At 60.0% G+C, this 22,654-nt stretch carries 21 protein-coding genes; 8 read left to right on the top strand and 13 right to left on the bottom strand.

From position 1 onward, the window contains the following. The first annotated feature begins 80 nt into the window (after positions 1–80). A complete protein-coding gene (cfaB, locus tag HU749_RS00695) occupies positions 81–1,268 on the top strand; it encodes a C17 cyclopropane fatty acid synthase CfaB (protein WP_095962158.1) in 1,188 nt (395 codons plus the stop codon). On the opposite strand, the gene cls is transcribed toward cfaB, so the two are convergent. Further along, positions 1,265–2,704 (bottom strand): cardiolipin synthase, encoded by a 1,440-nt coding sequence (cls, locus tag HU749_RS00690; RefSeq protein ID WP_186649467.1) that lies wholly within the window; start codon positions 2,702–2,704, stop codon positions 1,265–1,267. The genes cfaB and cls overlap by 4 nt on opposite strands. A 141-nt stretch (positions 2,705–2,845) precedes the next feature. Between cls and HU749_RS00685 the strand changes: the two genes are divergently transcribed. Beyond that, the gene (locus tag HU749_RS00685) at positions 2,846–3,367 is read left to right on the top strand and encodes a DUF3617 domain-containing protein (protein ID WP_046063338.1); all 522 of its coding nucleotides are present in this window, start codon (positions 2,846–2,848) and stop codon (positions 3,365–3,367) included. Between the two features lie 141 nt (positions 3,368–3,508). Here HU749_RS00685 and HU749_RS00680 read toward each other — a convergent pair whose 3' ends face one another. From HU749_RS00680 to HU749_RS00660, 5 genes are all read right to left on the bottom strand, one after another. Further along, on the bottom strand, positions 3,509–4,384 hold the full coding sequence (locus HU749_RS00680; protein WP_186649465.1) for a metal ABC transporter substrate-binding protein: 876 nt from the start codon (positions 4,382–4,384) through the stop codon (positions 3,509–3,511). A gap of 11 nt (positions 4,385–4,395) precedes the next feature. Continuing rightward, complete coding sequence (locus HU749_RS00675) at positions 4,396–5,262, bottom strand: metal ABC transporter permease (protein ID WP_186649463.1); 867 nt, start codon at positions 5,260–5,262, stop codon at positions 4,396–4,398. Further along, positions 5,262–5,930 carry a metal ABC transporter ATP-binding protein gene (locus tag HU749_RS00670; protein ID WP_186649461.1) on the bottom strand — a complete coding sequence of 223 codons (669 nt, stop codon included), beginning with the start codon at positions 5,928–5,930 and terminating at the stop codon, positions 5,262–5,264. The genes HU749_RS00675 and HU749_RS00670 overlap by 1 nt, the downstream gene beginning before the upstream one ends. Further along, complete coding sequence (gene folE2, locus HU749_RS00665) at positions 5,927–6,823, bottom strand: GTP cyclohydrolase FolE2 (protein WP_186649459.1); 897 nt, start codon at positions 6,821–6,823, stop codon at positions 5,927–5,929. Before folE2 ends, HU749_RS00670 begins: the two co-directional genes overlap by 4 nt. Positions 6,824–6,939: 116 nt before the next feature. Continuing rightward, a complete protein-coding gene (locus HU749_RS00660) occupies positions 6,940–7,332 on the bottom strand; it encodes a glutamine synthetase (RefSeq protein WP_079302115.1) in 393 nt (130 codons plus the stop codon). A 144-nt stretch (positions 7,333–7,476) separates the two neighbouring features. Between HU749_RS00660 and zigA the strand changes: the two genes are divergently transcribed. Continuing rightward, the gene (gene zigA / locus HU749_RS00655) at positions 7,477–8,685 is read left to right on the top strand and encodes a zinc metallochaperone GTPase ZigA (RefSeq protein ID WP_079302116.1); all 1,209 of its coding nucleotides are present in this window, start codon (positions 7,477–7,479) and stop codon (positions 8,683–8,685) included. Continuing rightward, positions 8,685–9,335, top strand: a complete 651-nt coding sequence (locus HU749_RS00650; protein WP_079302117.1) for a DUF1826 domain-containing protein — start codon at positions 8,685–8,687, stop codon at positions 9,333–9,335. Before zigA ends, HU749_RS00650 begins: the two co-directional genes overlap by 1 nt. Here the strand turns inward: HU749_RS00650 and HU749_RS00645 are convergent. Next, positions 9,332–9,685, bottom strand: coding sequence for an NADH:ubiquinone oxidoreductase (locus HU749_RS00645; protein ID WP_186649457.1), 354 nt, complete (start codon positions 9,683–9,685; stop codon positions 9,332–9,334). The genes HU749_RS00650 and HU749_RS00645 overlap by 4 nt on opposite strands. Positions 9,686–9,712: 27 nt before the next feature. Between HU749_RS00645 and HU749_RS00640 the strand changes: the two genes are divergently transcribed. Next, positions 9,713–10,678: a CobW family GTP-binding protein gene (locus HU749_RS00640; protein WP_186649454.1), complete on the top strand. Its 966-nt coding sequence runs from the start codon at positions 9,713–9,715 to the stop codon at positions 10,676–10,678. 12 nt (positions 10,679–10,690) lie between these two features. Here HU749_RS00640 and HU749_RS00635 read toward each other — a convergent pair whose 3' ends face one another. Further along, positions 10,691–11,113: a DUF3301 domain-containing protein gene (locus HU749_RS00635; RefSeq protein ID WP_186649451.1), complete on the bottom strand. Its 423-nt coding sequence runs from the start codon at positions 11,111–11,113 to the stop codon at positions 10,691–10,693. A gap of 119 nt (positions 11,114–11,232) precedes the next feature. Here HU749_RS00635 and pdxY point away from each other — a divergent pair, with 119 nt between their 5' ends. Continuing rightward, complete coding sequence (gene pdxY / locus HU749_RS00630) at positions 11,233–12,105, top strand: pyridoxal kinase PdxY (RefSeq protein ID WP_014340940.1); 873 nt, start codon at positions 11,233–11,235, stop codon at positions 12,103–12,105. 134 nt (positions 12,106–12,239) lie between these two features. Here the strand turns inward: pdxY and HU749_RS00625 are convergent, their stop codons facing one another. Then, complete coding sequence (locus HU749_RS00625) at positions 12,240–12,725, bottom strand: acyl-CoA thioesterase (RefSeq protein WP_014340939.1); 486 nt, start codon at positions 12,723–12,725, stop codon at positions 12,240–12,242. Positions 12,726–13,004: 279 nt separating this feature from the next. Here HU749_RS00625 and HU749_RS00620 point away from each other — a divergent pair, with 279 nt between their 5' ends. After that, positions 13,005–14,768 carry a cation:proton antiporter gene (locus HU749_RS00620; protein ID WP_046063329.1) on the top strand — a complete coding sequence of 588 codons (1,764 nt, stop codon included), beginning with the start codon at positions 13,005–13,007 and terminating at the stop codon, positions 14,766–14,768. 13 nt (positions 14,769–14,781) lie between these two features. Here the strand turns inward: HU749_RS00620 and HU749_RS00615 are convergent, their stop codons facing one another. From HU749_RS00615 to uvrD, 3 genes are all read right to left on the bottom strand, one after another. Beyond that, positions 14,782–15,189, bottom strand: a complete 408-nt coding sequence (locus HU749_RS00615) for an SMI1/KNR4 family protein (RefSeq protein ID WP_003187120.1) — start codon at positions 15,187–15,189, stop codon at positions 14,782–14,784. A 140-nt stretch (positions 15,190–15,329) separates the two neighbouring features. Next, positions 15,330–16,205 carry a Tim44 domain-containing protein gene (locus HU749_RS00610; protein WP_046063328.1) on the bottom strand — a complete coding sequence of 292 codons (876 nt, stop codon included), beginning with the start codon at positions 16,203–16,205 and terminating at the stop codon, positions 15,330–15,332. Between the two features lie 310 nt (positions 16,206–16,515). After that, positions 16,516–18,699, bottom strand: coding sequence for a DNA helicase II (gene uvrD, locus HU749_RS00605; protein ID WP_079302120.1), 2,184 nt, complete (start codon positions 18,697–18,699; stop codon positions 16,516–16,518). Between the two features lie 260 nt (positions 18,700–18,959). Here uvrD and HU749_RS00600 point away from each other — a divergent pair, with 260 nt between their 5' ends. Beyond that, positions 18,960–21,833 carry a putative bifunctional diguanylate cyclase/phosphodiesterase gene (locus HU749_RS00600; RefSeq protein WP_079302121.1) on the top strand — a complete coding sequence of 958 codons (2,874 nt, stop codon included), beginning with the start codon at positions 18,960–18,962 and terminating at the stop codon, positions 21,831–21,833. Between the two features lie 69 nt (positions 21,834–21,902). Here HU749_RS00600 and HU749_RS00595 read toward each other — a convergent pair whose 3' ends face one another. Continuing rightward, positions 21,903–22,217, bottom strand: a complete 315-nt coding sequence (locus HU749_RS00595) for a hypothetical protein (protein WP_079302122.1) — start codon at positions 22,215–22,217, stop codon at positions 21,903–21,905. Positions 22,218–22,654: the final 437 nt, after the last annotated feature.

Here is a 22,654-nt window from a genome sequence, read left to right as displayed (position 1 = left end):
GCTATAAATTCGATAGCCTGCTATTTTTCTATGATGGTCTACCCTCATTTTCAGACGTCTGAAACAAGGGGGGATTTTTCATGCTCGCGCAACTTCCACCGGCCTTACAGAATCTGCATCTACCGCTTCGGCTGCGGCTCTGGGATGGCCATGAATTTTCACTGGGTGACGACCCCAGTGTCACGATCGTGGTCAAGGACCCACAAATGGTCGCGCAATTCACCCATCCCAGCCTGAATGCGCTAGGAGCGGCATTCGTCGAAGGCAAGCTGGAACTCGAAGGATCGATCCACGAAGTCATTCGTGTCTGCGATGAATGGAGCCAGGCATTGATTGAGGACGACGCCGACAACCTGCCGGTTCGATCGCTCCACGACAAGGAAACCGACGCCCAGGCGATCTCCTATCACTACGATCTGTCCAACGCGTTTTATCAGCTGTGGCTCGACAGCGACATGGCCTATTCCTGTGCCTATTTCGAGACGGGCAGCGAAACCCTCGAACAGGCCCAGCAAGCCAAATTCCGTCACTTGTGTCGCAAGCTGCGATTGCAGCCGGGTGACTATCTGCTGGATGTCGGTTGCGGGTGGGGCGGTCTGGCGCGTTACGCCGCGCGGGAATTTGGTGCCAAGGTCTTCGGTATTACCTTGAGCAAGGCACAGCTGATACTGGCTCGGGAACGGGTCAAGGCAGAGGGCCTGGAGGATCAGGTCGAGTTGCAGTTGCTGGATTACCGCGACCTGCCTCAGGACGGTCGCTTCGACAAAGTGGTCAGCGTTGGCATGTTCGAGCATGTCGGCCACGCCAACCTCAAGCAGTACTGCGAGACGCTATTCGGCGCAGTGCGTGAGGGCGGGTTGGTGATGAACCATGGCATCACCGCCAAGCACACCGACGGTCGTCCAGTCGGTCGCGGCGCCGGTGAATTCATTGAGAAGTACGTGTTCCCCAACGGTGAGCTGCCGCACTTGTCGATGATCTCTGCCGAGATCAGCGAAGCGGGGCTGGAAATCGTCGACGTGGAAAGCCTGCGCCTGCATTACGCGCGCACGCTCGATCATTGGAGTGAACGCCTGGAGGACAATCTCGAGGCCGCCGCGAAGGAAGTGCCGGAACAGGCGTTGCGGATCTGGCGTCTGTACCTGGCCGGCTGTGCCTACGCGTTCGCCAAGGGCTGGATCAATCTGCACCAGATCCTGGCGGTGAAGGCCCACGCCGACGGTAGCCATGAGTTGCCCTGGACCCGCGACGACATCTATATCCCTTAGAGAATCGGGGAAATAAGCCGGGCGATCCGCATGCCGATCTTCTGCAGGCGGTGGGTCTCCCGGCTTTCCTGTTTGTCGATTTCCACCGCTTGGGCGAAGTCCTGCTCAAGCATCTGCTCGACCTCGGTGGCGAACGGGATATCCACTGTGAGCAGCATGACTTCGAAATTCAGGCGGAACGAACGGTTGTCCAGGTTCGCACTGCCGATGGCGCTGATTTCCCGGTCGATCAGCACCACTTTCTGATGCAGGAAACCCGGCGTATAGCGGAACATCCGCACGCCGGCCCGCACCGCTTCAAACGCATACAGGCTGGACGCGGCATAGACGATCTTGTGGTCGGGCCGCGAGGGTAGCAGGATGCGCACATCCACCCCGCGCAGCACCGCCAGGCGCAAGGCTGCGAACACCGCTTCGTCAGGGATGAAGTAAGGCGTTGTGATCCACACGCGTTCGCTGGCCGCATGGATAGCCTCGACGAAAAACAGCGAACAGGTTTCGTAGGCATCGGCCGGGCCGCTGGTCAGCAGCTGGCAGAGCACACCGTCGTCCGGGTACGTGTCTGGCAGGATCAGTGGTGGCAGCGAACGGGCGGCCCAGAACCAGTCCTCGGCAAACGACTCTTGCATACTCCCTACCACCGGGCCGCAGACTTCGACATGGGTGTCGCGCCACGGCGCCAGAGGCGGCTTTTCGCCCATGTATTCATCGCCCACGTTGTGCCCGCCGACGAAACCTAGAACGCCATCCACCGCCACGATCTTGCGGTGGTTGCGAAAGTTGACCTGGAACCGATTGAGCCAGCCGCTGCGGGTGGCGAAGGCTTTCACGTGGACACCACCGTCGCGCAGCGCCTGGACGTAGCGGTGGGGCAGGGAGTGGCTGCCAATGCGGTCATAAAGCAGATACACCGCCACGCCTTCGGCGGCTTTTTTCAGAAGCAGTGCCTGCAGGCGTAGGCCGAGGCGGTCGTCGTGGATGATGAAAAATTGAATCAGCACAGCCTGCCGCGCGTTATCGATGGCTTGGAAGATCGCCTCGAACGTGGCCTGCCCATTGACGAGCAAGCGCACCTGATTGTTCGCCAGGCACGGTGTGCGCCCCAGCTTGGGCATGGCCCGTAACGAGTCGTAGGCCTGGGACGCGCGGGCGGTCAAAGCTTCTTCGACCCACGGCCGCCAGTTCAGCTCGGAGATCGCCTTGCGCATCTCTTCGTTGGCTTGTCGGCGAGCCTTGATGTAGCCATCAAAGGTGCTGCGCCCGAAAACCAGGTAAGGAATCAACGTCAGGTAGGGAATGAACAGCAGCGACAGGGCCCAGGCAATCGAGCCTTGGGCCGTGCGCACCGTTAGTACGGCGTGGACGGCGGCGATGGAACCCAGGGTGTGGAGCAGCGCGATCAGGTAACCGAAAACATGCGGGCCGAAATAATCCATGGGGCAGCCTTGCTCCGGAAGCTTCAATGCTTAACAGACCATGTTCCATGGCAAATGTCGCTATTTAATTCGCTTGTCCCGGGCCTGAACCGAAGCCTGTGGACGGCGTCTAACGGCCACTTGTCCTCTGGAGTTTATGCAATGAATGTTCGTCTGCTGGGTGTGGCCTTGGCAATTGGCTTAGCGGTTCCGATGGCCGCTCAGGCGCAGATGCTCCAGCCGGGTTTGTGGGAACTGACCACCAGCAACATGAAGGTCGATAACCAGAACTTGCCGGACCTGCAATTGATCCTCGGCCAGTTGCAAACCCAGATGACCCCGGAGCAACGGGCGATGCTGGAAAAGCAGGGTATCACCATGGGCGGTAAAGGCATTCGCGTCTGCCTGACCCCGGCGCAGGTGCAAACCAATGACATTCCGCTGCAAGACCCGCAATCGGGTTGCAAGCAGCAGATCACCGAGCGCACCGGCAATCAGTGGAAGTTTCGCTTCAGTTGCCCGAAAGCCCAGGGTAATGGCGTTGCGACGTTCCAGAGCGATCGTGAATTCACCACCAAGGTCAACGGCACGTTCAATGCCACCGGCATCCAGCAGAACGGCAGCCTCGACACGCGCGCGGTGTGGCTGGGGCAGGATTGCGGGACGGTCAAGCCGAGGGCTTGAATCGGGTATGAGGTAATCTCTTGGTGAACCTGTGGGAGCAAAGCTTGCTCGCGATGCGGGCAACTTGGTCAACCGCCAGGCGCGTTATCGTTCATCGCGGGCAAGCCTTGCTCCCACAAGTGCTTTGCCACAAGTGCTTGATCAAGGCCGACTCAGCGCCTCATACAACGTATTGAGGTTGTATTCGAAAAGACCCGTGAAGGTGCTGGCCGGTCCGCTGGCCGCGAGTGCATCGGAGTACAGCGTACCGCCGATCTGCGCGCCGCTCTCGTCGGCGATCTGCTTGAGCAGGCGCGCGTCCTTGATGTTTTCCATGAACACCGCTTTGACCTTCGCTTGACGGATCTGGGTAATCAGCGCCGCGACTTCTGCCGCCGACGGCTCACGCTCTGTGGATAAACCCTGGGGTGCCATGAACTCGATGCCATAGGCCTGGCCCAGGTAACCGAATGCATCGTGGGACGTTACGATCTTGCGATTGCCTGGTGGCAACGCACCGAGTTTGGCCTTGGCTTCGGCGAGCAGGGCATAGATTTTCTTCAGGTACGCCTGGCTGTTGCGTTCGTAGTCGGCCTTGTTGGCCGGGTCGGCAGCTTCCAATGCCTTGGTGATGTTGCTGACATACAGCTCGGCGTTCGCCAGGTTGTGCCAGGCGTGCGGGTCGGGGATGGTCTCGCCATCTTCATCCAGTGAACGCGGAATGACGCCGCGGCTGGCGCTGATCACCGGGGCAGTGGTTTCAGTGCTGGTCACCAGACGATCCAACCATGGCTCGAAGCCCAGTCCATTCTTGATGATCAGTTTTGCCTTGAGCAATGCCTTGGCGTCGTCTGGCGTGGGTTCGTAGGTGTGTGCGTCGGCGTCCGGCCCGACCATGTTGGTGATTTGGATATGCTCACCGCCGACCTGTCGGGTCATGTCGGCGAGGATGCTGAAGCTGGTCACCACCTGGAGTTTTTCAGCGGCGGACAGGGACATGGACAGCATCAGACTGATTAGCACGAGCAGAACGCGCATCGGGAAACACCTCATTGGGATGTGAGCAAAGGCGGGCGGCGCAGCAAGCCGTGCACCGGACCGAATACCACCGACAGCAGGTACAACGCGCCCGCCACCAGTACGATGGACGGCCCGCTGGGCAGTGAGTAATAGAAGGACAACAACAGACCAAGCCACACCGAGAGGCAACCGAGTAGCGCCGCGATCAGCATCAGCAGTGGCAGGCGACGGCTCCAGAATCGTGACGCGGCGGCTGGCAGCATCATCAGGCCGACCACCATCAGCGCACCGATGGCCTGGAAGCCGATCACCAGGTTCAACACCACCAGGGTCAGGAATACGCCATGGGCCAGCGGGCCAAGACGACTGACGGTTTGCAGGAACAGTGGGTCCAGGGTATCGAGCAGCAACGGTCGGTAAATAAATGCCATCGCCAACAGGCTGGCACCGGATACCCAGAGCATGCCGGTGAGCGCCGGGCCGTCCACCGCCAAGGCTGAGCCGAATAGCAGGTGTAGCAAGTCCAGGCGTTTACCGGCCATGCCGAGTATCAATACGCCGGCCGCCAGGGAAATGGGATAAATCGCGGCGAGGCTGGCGTCTTCCCTTAGACCGGTTCGCCGAGTAATCCAGGCGGCGAGCCCGGCCATGCTCAGGCCCGCGCCCAGGCCGCCAATGGTCAAGGCCGGCAGGCTCAACCCGGCAAACCAGAAACCGAGGGCGGCGCCAGGCAAAATGCCGTGAGCTACGGCGTCACCAATCAGGCTCATGCGCCGAAGAATCAGGAACACGCCCAACGGCGCCGTGCTGCACGCCAGCACCAGGCCGCCAAGCAAGGCCCTGCGCATGAAGACAAACTCTTGAAACGGTTGCCAGAGATGAGTGGCCGCAAGCATCAGGCCACCCACGTGTGGGGTTGTTGAGCGATCAAGTCGACACTACGGCCCAGCACGCAGCCGGTGTTGCTGATCAGCAGTGTATGGGGGATGTGTTGGCGGACCGCTGCCAGATCATGGCACACCACCACGACGGTTCGGCCCAGGGCATGCCAGTGATGGAGGTGTTTCCACAGCAGCGCCTGGCCCTGTTCGTCGAGGGCGGCGTGGGGTTCGTCGAGCAACAGCAGTGGCGCTTCGGCCAGGCTCAGGCGAGCGAGCAGGGCACGTTGCAACTCGCCTCCTGACAGCGCCATTAACGGACGATGTTCGAGTCCGGTCAAAGCCCAGTCGGCCAGTACGGTCTGGAGCAACTGCCTGCGCATGGCTGGCGTGTGTCGATTACCCCAGGAACCGGCGGCCACCAACTCTTGCAAACTGATGGGGAATTGCCGATCCAGATGTTGCTGCTGAGGCATGAACGAAACTCCACCACGGCGTGGAACATCCAAGGTGACTTTGCCGGAGAGCGGTTTTTGCAGCCCCGCGAGCACTTTCAACAGGCTGCTTTTGCCCGAGCCGTTGGCACCGATAATGGCGGTGAGACTGCCGGCCGGTCGCTGCATCGCGAGCGGCGGCGTGAGGGGTTGCCCGGGGGCGCCCCAGCGCAGCGCTTGGCAGTTGATCATGATGCGTCCCGGGTCCAGCGGCTTTGCGCCACGGCGTCATGGGCGTGCAGGCTTTCGGCGTGAACGACGCGTACATTCAGGGCAGCGATGTCGGGTAACCGCCTCAGGGCCGTGCTTAATCTCCGCGCGGCGTCTTCGCAGAACATCAGGTTTTGGCCGTTGGCTAGGGCGAAGGCCTGTTCGTCGGCGCGCTTGACGGCGGTCTGCACAGCGGTGCCGAGGGTTGCTTCGGCTTCGTTGATGAAAGACTGCAGCGGCAAATCGTCGGCATCGGCGTTCAGACGGAGGGTCAGGGTCGCCGTACTGCGTTGGCTATGAGGGGTGGCGACGATGCCGTTTGACGAACCTAGCCAGGCCAGGATCTCGGCGTGCTCAAGTTTTTGGTTAGCGAAGTCGTCGACGAATTGCTGTTGGATCAATTGCCGGGCAAGTGCGGCCGAACAAGGGCAGGTGGAGGAATAGGGAATCTGAATGCTCAGTTCCACGTGGAACATTGCGTTTTTCAAGTGGGCTTCGATGCTCACCGGGTAGCGTTTCCAACCCATCAGCGGGCTGATGAGTGCCGGACGCTTGAGCAGCAGATCGGTATGTACACTGAGCGATGCCGCGTGGGACAAGCCTTCGTGGCTGTCGAGAAATTGCTGGAGGATTCGGCGCAATAACGCTGGTGAAAGCGTCGTCTCTTCAAGTAGCTCCAGCGCCAAGTACAAGCGTGACATGTGAATGCCGCGCGCCTCACCGTCATCAAGGCTGACACCCGCGTCGGCCATTGCACTGAGACGCTGGCCGTCGATCAATACCGGTGTTGCGATGCCACACATACCCACCCAATCAAGGGGCAGGGTTTGACGTGAAGCCTGCGCAGCGATGTCGGGCAGGGTTAACGCGTTCATGGTCAAGGTCCATCGAAGGTTCAAAATTATATGTTATAGTATAACTTCTAATTTAAAGAAACCTTCTCCATGAAAGGAGTTTCATTTCCCCAAACGTGCACGTTCCACGTGAAACATCAGCGCGATGAATCCTGGCAACCGTTCATGCGCCCGCATACAAACGCGCCAGTGCTACCGCCCGAACTAGAGAAACGGTTGAGCGTTGTCCAGCCTACACGCCTGCTGTATCCGACCCAGCTTTCTCCATCCGATGCCAAGCCAGTAAAGAAGGTGAGCTGACCGTAACGGCTGTTTGTTTGCGCCCAATAACGACGACTGGCCGCTTCAAAACCTCGTAAATAAATGGTGTTTCCAGCCGTCGCGACGCTATAGGCATTGCCTTGGCTATCCACGCACGCCAGTAAATTCGCACTGCGGGTGCAATTCGCCAGGAGTGGACTTTGGGCCGCAGCGCCTAGCGCCCACAGCAACAGCGGGCCCGCAAAAATAAACTTCAGACGATTGCGCATGGATTGCTCTCAGACCAATGAGGACAGGCGGGGCTGGTTGAATGGCACTGTTATACTATAACATAAAAACAACCGGATCCTGAACCACGCCAAACCCTGGAAACGAGCCGTAGTCGAAGCGGCCGCCTGATGAGGATATACCTGATGCCCAATCGTCTTCCCGTAACCGTCCTTTCCGGATTTCTCGGTGCCGGCAAAAGCACGCTGCTCAACCACGTTTTGCGTAATCGCGACAATCTACGGGTCGCGGTGATCGTCAATGATATGAGCGAGATCAACATCGATGGCAGCGAAGTCCAGCGAGATGTCACCCTGAGTCGTTCCGAAGAAAAACTGGTGGAAATGAGCAACGGCTGCATCTGCTGCACGTTGCGCGAGGACTTGCTCGAAGAAGTTGGGCAACTCGCCAGGGAAGGGCGTTTCGATTACCTGCTGATCGAGTCCACGGGTATTTCCGAACCGCTGCCAGTGGCAGAAACCTTCACGTTTCGTGATGAAGAAGGCCGAAGCCTGGCCGATGTGGCGCGACTCGACACTATGGTGACGGTGGTCGATGGGGTGAATTTCCTGCTGGATTACCAGGCCGCTGAAAGCCTTGCATCGCGGGGTGAAACCCTGGGTGAGGACGATGAACGCTCGATCACCGACCTGCTGATCGAACAGATCGAGTTTGCCGACGTGATTCTGATCAGCAAGATCGACCTGATCAGCCAGCATGAACGGGAAGAGTTGACCGCGATTCTGCAGCGCCTCAACGCCCAGGCGCAGATCCTCCCCATGGTCATGGGGCAGGTGCCGCTGGGCAGAATCCTCGACACAGGCCTTTTCGACTTCGAACGCGCCGCCCAGGCCCCTGGCTGGCTGCAGGAGCTGCGTGGCGCGCACGTGCCAGAAACCGAGGAATATGGCATCGCCTCGACCGCCTATCGGGCACGCCGACCGTTTCATCCCGAGCGCTTTTTCAGTTTCATCGACCGTCCATGGCCTAACGGCAAACTCCTGCGCTCCAAGGGGTTCTTCTGGCTGGCCAGCAAACCTGAGGAGGCGGGCAGTTGGTCCCAGGCCGGGGGCTTGATGCGGCATGGTTTTGCCGGGCGCTGGTGGCGGTTCGTGCCGAAAAACCAATGGCCGCAGGATGAAGAGAGCACAGCGGCGATCATGAAGAACTGGCTCGCTGCCACAGGCGATTGCCGTCAGGAGCTCGTCTTCATTGGTCAGGACATCAACTTCAGCCAGCTCACCGCTGAATTGGACGCTTGCTTGCTCACAGACGCGGAAATGGCCTTAGGCGCCGAAAATTGGCGCTTGTTACCCGATCCGTTCGGTCCATGGCATGAAGAGGTGGCAGCGTGATGCTGGCGCCCAGTTTGAAAAGGGCGGTGCCGGTACGGCAGGCCCAAGGTGATACGCCAGGGGTATTCACGCAGATCCTGGACGACGGCACCAACCTGGCGGTCTGGCAGCGTCAGCTTCCTGCACACATCAGCGATTTTGCGGCCATGGTGCTGGCGATGGACCAGTCGCTGGCCGAATCACGCGTGCTCGAGTTGCCGGAGGAAGACACGCAGCCGGCGTTGCAGGGCCTGGCTGCAGGTTTCAGCGACCTGCAAGGCTACGAAGGCTTTATCGCCGATGTCTCCTGGCTGGTCAGTGCATTTGCCTGCCTATTGGGTGCCCAACGTGTCGGCCTGCGCCTGCGCACGCTGGACAAGGCGATGTGTCCGCGCTTTCACGTTGACCACGTGCCGGTGCGGCTGCTGACCACCTATGCGGGCGTCGGCAGCCAGTGGCTTGAGGAAGGTGCCATGGACCGTCGACGACTTGCCGAGCCTGAGGCTGAGCCCAGTGATCCGCGCGTGATCCAGCAGTTTCGTTGCGGTGATGTGGGTTTGCTTAAAGGCGAAAAATGGCAAGGCAACGAAGGCCTTGGCCTGATCCATCGATCACCGGATCTCGCGCCGGGAGAGCGTCGATTGATTCTCACGCTGGATTGGCTGGCTTAAGGCTTGAGCCAGGTGCCTTGGTTCTGCCCTTCGCAAAAGGGCTGCAGATAAGCGGCATCGGTCGCCACGCCGTAATAGTGAATATCCTGGCGGTAAGGCATATTGGCGACCTGAGCGTTGCTGCAAACGCCGAACGCGCCGCCGGGGCATTGATCGACGTATTGCACCTCGACCTTCTGGCCGGCAAGGTTTGGCTGGCAGAAACCATCGGCAAACAGCTTCTGCGGGATGTTGCGGTTCTGCTGGCAGACTTTCACATCCAGCCGCTCCGCCTGGCTGTGGACCACGCAAGCCTGGGCCAATGCCTGGTTCGAAGTCAGTGCCAGTAACAACCAGCCGATCATTCGCATATTCACCTCCATCGAAAGCCGTCGATTATGTTGCAGCACATTCCCACCCATGTCATCGCGGGTCCCTTGGGCGCCGGCAAGACCAGCCTGATCAGGCATCTGCTGGCGCAGCGCCCGGCCAATGAGCGCTGGGCGGTGCTGATCAATGAGTTCGGCCAGATCGGCCTGGATGCCGCGTTGCTGACCCAGGCGGGCGATGGTATCGCACTGGGCGAAGTGGCCGGTGGCTGCTTGTGCTGCGTCAACGGCGCGCCGTTTCAGATCGGTCTTGGGCGTTTGCTACGCAAGGCCAGGCCGGATCGGCTATTCATCGAACCCTCTGGCCTGGGTCATCCGGCACAGTTGCTGCGGCAGTTGAGCGAAGCGCCATGGCTCGGCGTGCTGGCGGTGCAACCCTGTGTGCTGGTGTTGGACGCCCGGGCGATGGCGGACGGCAAGCCCTTGCCCGACGCGCAGCAACAAACCCTGGCGGATGCCGGACTGCTGGTGCTGAACAAGTCCGAGACCCTCACACAAGCCGATCGTGAACGGCTGACGGCGCAACTGCCAGGGCGTGCGTTGTACTGGACGCAACAGGCTGCGCTGCCGATCGAGCGATTGCCAGGCCTTGCGGCTCGGGGCAGCGGAGCTGTGGATAACTTGATCTTGCCCAAGAGCCTGAGCCAGATACCGGCCATTTGGTCCGACCCAACGCTGCCGATCTGCTTGTATCAGCAGCAGGAAGGTGGCTGGAGTATTGGTTGGCGCTGGCACCCTAGCCAGCAATTCGACGCAGCGGCATTGACGCGATGGCTACAAGGCCAAGACTGGAAACGGGGGAAGATGGTTATCCACAGCGTCGGTGGTTGGGTTTCAGCCAATGCGCTAGAGGGGGCGATGCTGGGTTGGCAAGCCAGTGAGTGGCGCCAGGATTCTCGGATCGAGCTGATTTTCGATCGGGCGCAAGACGTTGATGGTCTGCAAGCCGGGCTGGCGAATTGTCAGTGTCGCTGAGTCAGCCGTGTTTCAAGGCTTCCATTTGTTGTGTTCCTGGCGCCATTGGCTCAACTCGATGACTTCAGCCCTGGGCCTGGTCTGGACCGGTTCAATCGGCGTTGGCGGTGTTTCTTCGAAGGGCATCGGGTAGGGCGCCAGCTCTATTTGTGCGCTGTGGGCACCAAACTGGGTGATGGTGCCCGAATGGCGGCTTTCGCCGGTGACGGTGAACTCGAAGGTGTAGACGCGAGCCAGCCGTCGTCGTCCGCTGGCGTCTTTCACGAAACCGATCTTTTTCAGCGCCACGTTGCCGTCCAGCAGCTCGATCTTGAGGTTGGCGCAATGCTGCACGACCCTCGCCAACGCCCGTTCGCGCAAGCCATGGTTGTGCCACAGCCAGGCGCCGCCGGTAGCCAGCAACATCAGCACGAAAATGTTTCCAAGGGTCAGCATGAACGAGGTGCTCCAACAAGTTGCTGCCAGCTTAACTGTCTCGCCGGTCTGTCGTATAGGCTGCGTTTAGTCGCATACTGCGCGGCTTGAATTTCAATCGTTTTACGGAAATTTCCCGCATGAAACGTACGCCTCATCTGCTTGCCATTCAGTCCCACGTGGTGTTCGGACACGCCGGCAATAGCGCCGCAGTGTTTCCGATGCAGCGGGTTGGCGTGAACGTTTGGCCGCTCAACACTGTGCAGTTTTCCAATCACACCCAGTACGGCCAATGGGCCGGTGAAGTGCTGGCCCCAGAGCAGATACCGGCATTGGTAGAAGGCATCGCGGCCATCGGTGAGCTGGGCCATTGCGATGCGGTGTTGTCCGGTTACCTGGGCAGCGCGGCTCAGGGGCGGGCGATTCTGACGGGCGTGGCGCGGATCAAGGCCGCCAATCCGAAGGCGCTGTACCTGTGTGACCCGGTTATGGGGCATCCAGAGAAGGGCTGTATCGTGGCGCCCGAGGTGAGCGAGTTTCTCCTGGAAGAAGCTGCTGCCGTGGCGGACCTCATGTGCCCGAACCAACTGGAGCTGGACAGTTTTTCAGGACGCAAGGCGCAATCGTTGCTCGATTGCCTGGCCATGGCCCGGGCATTGCTGGCCCGTGGCCCGAAGGCAGTGCTGGTCAAGCACCTGGCCTACCCTGGCAAGCCGGATGACAGCTTCGAAATGCTGTTGGTGACCGCCGACGGTAGCTGGCACCTGCGCCGTCCGCTGTTGGCTTTCCCGCGTCAGCCGGTGGGCGTGGGTGACCTGACGTCAGGGTTGTTCCTGGCGCGGATACTGTTGGGGGACAGTCTGGTGGCGGCGCTCGAGTTCACTGCCGCAGCGGTGCATGAAGTGCTGCTGGAAACCCAGGCCTGCACAAGCTATGAGCTGGAACTGGTCCGCGCCCAGGACCGGATCGCCCATCCACGGGTGCGGTTCGAGGCAGTGCCGATCAGTCTCTGATCGCATCCGGGGAAATGCTGCAAATCCCTGTGGGAGCGAGCTTGCTCGCGATGGCGGTCTAACAGTCGACATTGATGTTGAATGTAATGGCCTCATCGCGAGCAAGCTCCCCACAATTGGTTTTCGGCGGTCGCTTAGGGCCCGTCTGCCTTGATGTCCTGATAACGCTTTTCCAGCTCCTGGCGAATCTGCCGGCGTTGCTGGGCTTGTTCGTAGCGGCGTTTTTCTTCGCTGTTGTGTGGCTGCAAGGGCGGCACGGCTGCGGGTTTACGCAGGTCATCCACCGCAACCATGGTGAAGAAGCAACTGTTGGTGTGGCGCACCGAGCGTTCGCGAATATTTTCGGTCACGACTTTGATGCCCACTTCCATCGACGTGTTGCCGGTGTAGTTCACCGAGGCCAGGAAGGTCACCAGTTCGCCGACATGAATCGGCTCACGGAAAATGACCTGGTCAACCGACAGGGTCACCACGTAGCGCCCGGCGTAGCGGCTGGCGCAGGCGTAGGCGACTTCGTCGAGGTATTTGAGCAAGGTGCCGCCATGGACATTGCCAGAGAAGTTGGCCATATCGGGGGTCATCAACACCGTCATCGACAGCTGGGCGTTTCCGGGTTCCATAACGTACTCACGGTTCAAGGCAGCAATGTTGGAGTGCACCTCTGCGGGTGCTGGTGGGTGGCCTGCAAACAGGTCACCAGGTTTTAAAAACCACCGATATCGGGACGCTGCGCCTGTGGTTGCCGTCACGCGCCGATGGATCTGTTTCCATATATTGCACTGTCTTTTTGTCGGAAGTCGCGGTGTTACCCTTCAAAAGCCCGTTGTGAGGGCAATTCCTACAGAGGAAACGGATTTCTCCAGCTCTGCAGTGAGTCATTTTGAACAGGGAGCCCCGACATGCATGCCATCAGTTTCATTCAAGACTTGGCAATCATCATGATGGCTGCGGGGCTGGTGACCGTACTCTTTCATCGTTTCAAGCAACCGGTGGTATTGGGCTACATCGTGGCCGGCTTCATCATCGGCCCGCATACGCCGCCGTTCGGTTTTATCCACGACGAAGACACGATCAAGACCCTGGCCGAGCTTGGGGTGATCTTCCTGATGTTTTGCCTGGGTCTGGAGTTCAGCCTGCGCAAACTGTTCAAGGTCGGGGCCACGGCGTTCATCGCGGCGTTCCTCGAAATTGTGCTGATGATCTGGATCGGCTATGAAATCGGCCGCTGGTTCGAGTGGAGCACCATGGACTCGCTGTTCCTCGGCGCGATCCTGGCCATTTCCTCCACCACCATCATCGTCAAGGCCCTCAATGACCTGAAGATGAAGAACGAGCGCTTCGCACAGCTGATTTTCGGGGTGTTGATCGTCGAGGACATCCTCGGTATTGGCATCATCGCCCTGCTGTCGAGCATTGCCGTCGGCGGCACCGTGAGCTCCGGCGAGGTGTTTTCCACGGTGGGCAAGTTGTCGTTGTTCATGATCGTCGCGTTGGTCATCGGCATTCTGCTGGTGCCGAGGGTGCTGGCCTACGTGGCGAAGTTCGACAGCAACGAAATGCTCCTGATTACCGTATTGGGCCTGTGTTTCGGCTTCTGCCTGCTGGTGGTGAAGCTGGAATACAGCATGGTGCTCGGGGCGTTCCTGATCGGTGCGATCATGGCCGAGTCCCGGCAACTGCTGAAAATCGAGCGGCTGGTGGAACCGGTGCGCGATCTGTTCAGCGCGATTTTTTTCGTCGCCATCGGGCTGATGCTCGATCCGGCGATATTGCTGCAGTACGCCTGGCCGATTGCGGTGATCACGGGTGCAGTGGTGCTCGGCAAGATGTTGTCCTGCGGCCTCGGTGCCTTTATCGCTGGCAACGACGGACGCACCTCGCTGCGCGTTGGGATGGGCCTTTCGCAGATCGGCGAATTCTCCTTCATCATCGCGTCGTTGGGGATGACCCTGCAGGTCACCAGCGATTTCCTCTATCCAGTCGCGGTCGCCGTCTCGGTGTTGACCACACTGTTGACGCCGTACCTGATCCGGGCCGCCGATCCGCTGTCCGTCAAGTTGGCGACGCTCATGCCGCAACGGCTGACGCGGGTGCTGGGGATGTATGGCGAATGGCTGCGCAGTATCCAGCCCCACGGCGAAGGGGCGATGGTGGCGTCGATGATCCGGCGGATTCTGTTGCAGGTGGGGGTCAATCTGGCGCTGGTCATTGCGATTTTTGTCTCGGGCGGTTTTTTCGCCGAGCGGATGTCGGCTTACTTGCAAGCGTGGATCAGCGACCCGAGCTGGCAGAAAGCCTTGATTTGGGGCGGGGCGTTGTTGCTGTCGCTACCGTTCCTGATCGCCGCCTATCGCAAGCTCAAGGCGCTGTCGATGCTGTTGGCGGAGATGGGCGTGAAGCCGGAGATGGCAGGCCGCCACACCCAGCGCGTGCGTCGGGTGATCGCCGAAGTGATCCCGATTCTCTCGCTGCTGGTGATTTTCCTGCTATTGGCGGCCTTGTCGGCCAGCATCCTGCCGACCAACAAGTTGCTCGTACTGATCGCCGTGGTAGCGACTGCCGTGGCGGCATTGCTCTGGCGCTGGTTCATCCGCCTGCATACGCGCATGCAGGTGGCCTTGCTTGAAACCCTGGACAACCACAAGGAATCGTCCGGGCATTGACCGGCCGTGGGGCTCAGCTTTCCAGCCAGACGTCCCGCGCCCAGTGCCAGACCGATTCCCAGGTTTCTTCGGCGATCAGTTCTTCTTCGGCCTGCCACAGCACCACAGTGCCGTCTTCTTCGACGCAATAATAATCGTCGCCGTCCTGGCAGATCGGGATCAGGCTGCGGTCGACACCGGCATCCCAGGCATTGGCGGCCACATCCGGCAGGTAGGTGTGGGATTGTGGATCGGTGACGGTCACCGGTTCCAGGCTGCCATAGACGACATCGCTGACGGTCAGCAAAAATTCCCTGAAGACGAATGGGATATCGATGAACAGCTGCTCCTCGATCTCTACCAGCAAGTCTTCGTCGGGCAACTCCAGCGGGACCGGTACGGGCTCGTTGGCTTCACGCAATTGTTCGATGATTTCTTCCACGTCCGGGGATCCTCTTTCTCGATGGCGCGGTTTTATATGGAGCGGTTTATACAGTAGCTCGCTATAGATGCAACTGCGAAATAGAAAACCCCGGCCTGAGCCGGGGTTCTTTTATTTCAACATGCAAAACGGGCAAAGGTTCAACCGTTCTGGCGGATACCGGCCACCAGCCAAGGCTGGTCATCGCCCTGGGCACGTTCCATGTTCCAGCTTTCGCTGAACGCTTCGCCCTTGTCGAAGCGAGAATCCTTCGACACACCGCTGAAGGTCAGGGTGGCGATGGTCTTGTCGGCGCGATCGTCGACGCCGTCCAGTTGCACGTTCAGATTGTCGATGTAGGTGGACTGGAAGCCATCGCCCAGTTCGGCCCGCTCGCGCTTGAGGAACTCCAGCAGTTGCGGGGTTACGAACTCGGAGATCTTGTCCATTTCGTTCGCATCCCAATGTTGCTGCAGGGACATGAAATGGTTGCGCGCGGCTTCGACGAAGCGGCCTTCGTTGAACCAGGCTGGCGCATTGATGACCGGACGGACGGCGGCAGGCGCTGCGGAACCGCCGAAGATCGAGCCACCGGCCGGTTGCTGGTTCAACTCTTCCCGTTGCATCGGCGCGTGGCCGGCCGGAGCCAATTGCTCCTGCTGCTTGCGACGACGGGCGGCAATGAAGCGGAAGGCCAGGAAGGCGATGACCGCCATGATCAGGATGTCGAAGATCTGCATGCCCTGGAAGCCGTCGCCCATGAACATGGAGGCGAGCAGGCCACCGGCGGCGATGCCGGCCAGGGGGCCGAGCCAGCGCGAAGCACCGCTGGCCTTCGTGGCAGCGCCAGCAGCACCGGCCGCGCCCGCGGTGGCGGCAGTGGAACCGGCTGCAGAGGACGGCGCCATCTGGCTGGTCTGGTGAGTCGGGGCCGCGCCCGAACTTTTACCACCGCCAAAGCGTTTGGCGGCATTGGCGTCGATTGCCATCGTCAGGCCGATGCACAGCGCCATGGCGATGCTAAGAAAACGTTTCATATAAAGGCATTCCCATTTGTGGATAGCACGCGCGCCATGTTGCACAGCTGAACTGTTGCTGGCTAGCGGCAGAGTGTTTCGGGCTTTTGCGTGACAGCTTAGGTTCAGCTTCGGCTGTGCAAGAAGGCTTGTTCGCTTTGGGCTGTAGGAAAAGTAAATAAGTTCGGTCGGAAACTAATGCGGGAGATGAAGATACCTGTGGGAGCAAGGCTTGCCCGCGATAGCGATCTGTCTGACGCATCTGTGTTGAATGTGCCACCGCCTCGCGGGCAAGCCTTGCTCCCACAGCAAGGTGCTTCTTACGAAATCCTTAGATCGCTTCCAGCTTGGCATACCCCAGCATCAGCCACTTGCTGCCTTCGCTGAAGTTCACCTGCACCCGCGCCTGGGCGCCAGCACCCTCGAAGTTGAGGATCACGCCGTCGCCGAATACCGAATGCCGCACGGTCTGGCCGAGGCTGAAGCCGGTTTCCGGGATGTTGCTGCCGCCGAACAGGCTGCTGGCGCTTTGTTGCTGGCCGCCACCGAACGGTCGGCTGACACTGTTGGACAGCCGCACTTCCTGGATCAGTCCCTTCGGGACTTCACGTACGAAGCGTGACACCTTGTTGTAGGTCTCGCTGCCATACAAACGTCGGGTTTCGGCGTAGGTCAGCACCAGATTCTGCATGGCGCGGGTGATACCGACATAGGCCAGGCGCCGTTCCTCCTCCAGGCGTCCCGGTTCTTCCAGGCTCATCTTGTGGGGGAACAGGCCTTCTTCCATGCCCACGAGGAACACGTAGGGGAATTCCAGGCCTTTGGCGCTGTGCAGGGTCATCAGCTGGATGCTGTCTTCATGCTCGTCGGCCTGGGTGTCGCCGGCCTCCAGGGAGGCGTGACCCAGGAAGGCCGACAGCGGTGACAGGTCTGCGTCTTCTTCGGTGCTTTCGAAGTTGCGGGCGGCGCTGACCAGTTCCTCAAGGTTTTCCACCCGGGCCTGGCCTTTCTCGCCTTTTTCCGCTTCGTGGTAGGCGATCAGGCCGGACTGCTCAATGACGGTCTGGGTCATCAAGTGCAGAGGCATTTCCCCGCACTTGGCGGCCAGGTCTTCGATCAGGTCCATGAAGGCCTTCAGCGCACCGGCGGCGCGACCGGTCATGCCTTTGTTGGCGACCAGTTGGTGCATGGCTTCCCACATGGACACGTGGCTGTGGCGCGCGTGATCGCGAATCGCCTCGACGGTTTTCTCGCCGATGCCCCGCGTTGGCACGTTGATCACCCGCTCCAGGGCCGCATCGTTGCCGCGACCTTCGATCAGGCGCAGGTAGGCCATGGCGTTCTTGATTTCAGCGCGTTCGAAGAAGCGCTGGCCGCCGTAGATGCGGTAGGGGATTCGCTCGCGCAGCAACGCCTCTTCCAGCACCCGCGACTGGGCGTTGGAACGGTACAGGATGGCGATATCGCTGCGGGCCAGGCCGGTTTTCAGCGCGCTTTCGATGGTTTCCACCACGTAGCGGGCTTCGTCGTGCTCGTTGAAGGCGGCGTAGAGGTTGATCGCTTCGCCTTCGCCGCCGTCGGTCCACAGCTCTTTGCCCAGGCGCCCGGTATTGTTGGCGATCAGGGCGTTGGCGGCCTTGAGGATGCCGGCGGTGGAGCGGTAGTTCTGTTCCAGGCGGATGACTTCGGCGTCTGGGAAGTCCGCCGAGTATTGGTGGATGTTCTCGATCTTGGCGCCGCGCCAGCCGTAGATCGACTGGTCGTCGTCACCCACCACCATCAGGCTGTCACCGCCCTTGGCGAGCAGGCGCAACCAGGCGTATTGCACGGCGTTGGTGTCCTGGAATTCGTCCACCAGTACATGCCGGAAGCGCTTCTGGTAATGGGCTAGCAGGCCTGGGTGGTCACGCCACAGGTCCAGCGCCCGTAGTAGCAGCTCGGAGAAGTCGATGACTCCGGCACGCTGGCACGCCGCCTCGTAGGCTTCGTAAATGCTGCGCATGGTCGCCAGGAACAGGTCGCCACTGGCCTGGATGTGCTGCGGACGCAGGCCTTCGTCTTTCTGGCCGTTGATGAACCATTGCGCCTGGCGGGCTGGCCAGCGCTGCTCGTCCAGGCCCAGCTCGCGGATCACCCGCTTGACCAGGCGCTGCTGGTCGTCGCTGTCCAGGATCTGGAAGGTCTGGCTCAGCCCGGCCTCCTGCCAATGCGCCCGCAACAAGCGGTGCGCCAGGCCGTGGAACGTGCCGACCCACATGCCGGCGGGGTTGATGCCCATCAGTTGCTCGATGCGATGGCGCATCTCGGCCGCGGCCTTGTTGGTGAACGTCACCGACAGGATCGAATGGGGCGAGGCGTTCTCGACCTGGATCAACCAGGCGATACGGTGCACCAGCACTCGGGTTTTACCGGAGCCGGCACCGGCCAGGACCAACTGACGACCCACGGAGGCGGCTACGGCCTGACGTTGGGCATCGTTGAGGGAGTTCAGCAGAAGGGAGAGATCATCGCGCATCGGGGCATTCTAGGGTGCGGCGTCACCCCGGGCAAACCGAGCTTTGCATCAGCCGATAAAAGACCGGTTGTGGATGACCGGCGGGTCATAGGCTACAGCCATTGGCGGGACTCGCTTCGAAGGGGCGCGAGCCAATGAAATAGCGACTTTTTCCGTATTTTTATGAGCTGGGGCAGTGTGGGATGGCCCATGGCTTGTGTATGCTCGGTGCTTGTTTCGGGTTCTCCACGCTCTACTGAATAAGAACAAGAACAGTGCCAATGACCCTCAATTCCGATCCGGCGGGCCCCTGTGTGGAGCCGCGGATCATCTGCAAGCAGTACGCCACGGAGATGGCGGTCGAGCGCACACGTCTGCTGTATCAAGGCTCGCTGCTGCCTACGCTGTTCATGTTGCTCAACGGTCTGGTCTGCGCCGCGCTGTTGTGGGAGCCGCGGCGCTATTTCCTGGTCAGCGTCTGGCTCGTCTGGTTGCTGTCACTGGTGGCCTTGCGGGTGATCCAGGTGGCAGCTTTCGATTCGGCGATGCCAAGCCGCCAGGCACACCCGATCTGGTTGCGCATGTTTTTGCTGGGCTCAGCAATGACCGGCCTGACGCTGGCTGGGGCCGGTATCGCGTTGGTCCCGGCTGACAGCTTCCAGCAGCAGGCTTGGGTGTTCGGCCTGATTGGCGCGGCTGCCCTGTCCGCCAGCGTGGCCTACGCGGTGAGTCTTCCCGCATTCCTGTCCTTTACCTTGCCCTGCCTGTTACCGGCCATCGGCTATCTCTTTTGGGGCGGCGATGAGCAGCAACGCGGGTGGGGCTGGCTTGGGCTGATTGTGCTGGTCTCGTTGAGCGTGGTCGCCTGGCAAGTCAACCGCTTGATCCAAAGCAGTCTGTTGCGACGTTTCCAGAACCAGGCGCTGATCGAGCACCTGCAGCAAGCGCAAACCCGCAGCGCCCAGCTCAACGACGCGCTGGCCCGGGAAGTCGAGCAACGTCGTTCTGCCGAGGAAAAACTGCGGGCGGCCCAGGTGGGCCTGGAGGCGCGGGTAGCGCAGCGCAGTCTTGAACTGGAGGTCACCAGCCAGGCCTTGAGCAAGAGTGAGGCGCGTCTGGCCCTGGCGCTCAAGGCCAGTGAGCTGGGGTTGTGGGATTGGAACCTGCAGACTGACGAAGTCCATCACACCCAGCTCAAGGAACTCTTCGGCCTGGAGCCCGAATACATCACGGCGATGCTCACTCACCTCACCCCGCGCCTGCACCCTCAAGACCTGCCGGCGCTCAAGCGAGCCCTGGTCGAACACCTCAAGGGCCGCAGCGAGGATTACCAGATCGAATACCGCGTGCGTCACGGCGACGGTCACTGGGTCTGGATCGAAGACCGCGGCCGGGCCGTGGAGCGCAGCGTGAGCGGACGGGTGCTGCGTATGGTTGGCACCCGGCGAGACATTAGCGTCAGCAAGGAGCTCGAGCAGCAACGGCAACTGGCGGCCACAGTGTTCGAAGCTGCTAGCGAAGGGATCGTGATTTTCGACCCCCACTACGTGCTACTCGCTGCCAATCAGGCGTTCACGCGGGTCACCGGTTTCAATATCGATGACATGCTCGGGCGTAACGTGGTGGATCTGCCGTGCAGTCGCGATGCGCGCCGGCATTACCCCATCATTCGCCAAGCGCTCAAGCAGCACGGCACCTGGCAGGGTGAGTTGGTAGAGGCACGTGCCAACGGCGAGTTGTATCCGCAATGGCTGCAACTGAACGTCGTGCGCAATGCGCGGGGAAATGTCAGCCATATCGTGGGCTTCTTCGCCGATCTTTCGGCGCGACGCGAATCCGAAGAACGGATGCGCTACCTGACCCATTACGATGAACTGACCGGGCTGGCCAATCGCTCGCTGTTTCGCGAGCGCCTGCACGAAGCTCATCAGCGTGTGCGCCAGGGCGGACGGCGCAGCCTGGCGTTGCTGCATATCAACCTGGACCGTTTCAAATTGCTCAACGACAGTCTCGGCCATGACATCGCCGACCAGTTGTTGCAGAAAATGGCACGACGCCTGATCAATGCGCTGCCCGAGGCGGATACCATCGCCCGGTTATCGGGCGATGAGTTTGCGGTGTTGTTCGATGCCTATGGCAACCTTTCAAGCCTGGCGCGGGTGGCGACCCGGCTGGCCGCCAAACTGCGTGTGCCGCTGACCATCGAAGGCCATGAACTGGTGCTCAGTGCCTCCATTGGCATCAGCTTGTTGCCCGACAATACGCGGGAAATTGCCACACTGGTCAGCCAGGCGAACATGGCTATGCAGCATGCCAAGCATTTGGGGGGCAACAACTTCCAGTTCTACACCGATAGCCTCCAGGCCAGCACGCTGGAGCGCCTGCAACTGGAGAATCAGCTGCGCAAGGCCTTGGAAGAGCAACAACTGAAGGTCTTTTATCAGCCAAAACTGTGCCTGGCGACCGGTCGCCTGAACGCCGCCGAGGCGTTGGTGCGTTGGGATCATCCGGCCATGGGGCGGGTGCCGCCGGGGGATTTCATCGGCCTGGCCGAAGAGACCGGGTTGATCGGGCCGATTGGCGAATTCGTGTTGCGCCAGGCTTGTTGGCAGGCATGCGAATGGCAGCGCCAGGGGCTCGCGCCGATCAGGGTGTCCGTCAATCTGTCGGTGCATCAACTGCGCCAGGGCAAGCTGGTCAGCCTGGTGCGGCAGGTGCTGGAGGAAACCGGTCTGGCCCCGCAATACCTGGAGTTGGAACTGACCGAGAGCCAACTGCTCGACAGCGTTGAACACATCATCGCCACGTTCCAGCAATTGCGGGACCTTGGAGTCAAGCTGGCGATCGACGATTTTGGCACCGGCTACTCATCGCTGAGCTACCTCAAGCGCATCCCGGTGGATTACGTGAAGATCGACCAGGCGTTCATTCGCGGGTTGGGTGAGGGCAGTGTGGATGCGGCAATTACCCGGGCAATCATTGCAATGGCTCATGGGCTGTCGCTCAAGGTCGTGGCCGAAGGCGTCGAGCGGCAGGAGCAGCTCGAATTCCTCAGGAACGAACGTTGCGATGAGGTTCAAGGGTATCTGATCAGCCGGCCGGTGGAGGCTGAAGGGTTGGTTGGGTTGTTGCGGGCGCAACACCTGGTTGAATGAGCCTGAACCGCAACGATAACTTCCCGTCAGGCAACAAAGTTGTCTGGCGGGAAGATATGGGGTCTAAGCTTAGTTAGTGACTAGTACTTCATCGATGTGGTGCAGTAACTGGCCTTCGAAAAAAATACTGACACCCGTGACATTGGAATCGCCCAGTTCTTTGTATTCAACAAACTTGTCTGTCAGTACCGGCAGTGAAACTCCGTCGGAATGTTCAAGTTTCAAGTCCAGTCGCAGATCAAAGGACTTGTCCTGGCGGTCGCTGCGTACCAGCGTCGGGGTAACGCCGCTATTGGCTACAGTGACGGTGCCAAAGGTGCGGAAAGACGCGACACCTGGCATGCGGTCGATCTGTGCGGTCCAATCTTTAGTCGTGATTTTCATGGTAGTAACTCCTGTAGTTAAGTTGATTGCGTCCTGCGGGAGCCAATATATCTACTTTGCCTTGATGGTGTCTGCTCAATTGCGCTTGGTATTGTAAGGAGAAATGAGTTTTCGCTGGCTTACTTGGTTCTGTTTTAAGATATACTGTCTATTGTTGCTGGGAGATATTGTTGAGGGGCGCAAGTTGTTTTAGTAGTTGGCTATTGACCAATAAACGATTTTCCCGCGTTGGAAGCTCAGGACGGGCCTGGAAATCAGCGGATCGGCAGCGTTGAAGGTTTGCGCTACGGCACAAGCTGCTACATCGACGGATCCTCGGCCAAAACAAAGGGGCAGCGAGGCAATCCAGTTACGTTTTGGACGGGCAAAAAGCCAATTCTTGTAGTATAACTACAAGCTTGCTACATCCCGGCACCTGCCCATAACAAGAGTCCAGC

It is taken from the genome of Pseudomonas ogarae (assembly GCF_014268695.2).
Taxonomy (GTDB): Bacteria; Pseudomonadota; Gammaproteobacteria; order Pseudomonadales; family Pseudomonadaceae; genus Aquipseudomonas; species Aquipseudomonas kilonensis.
Note: the sequence above shows the minus strand (reverse complement) of the source record. Positions and strands in the feature narration are given on the sequence as shown.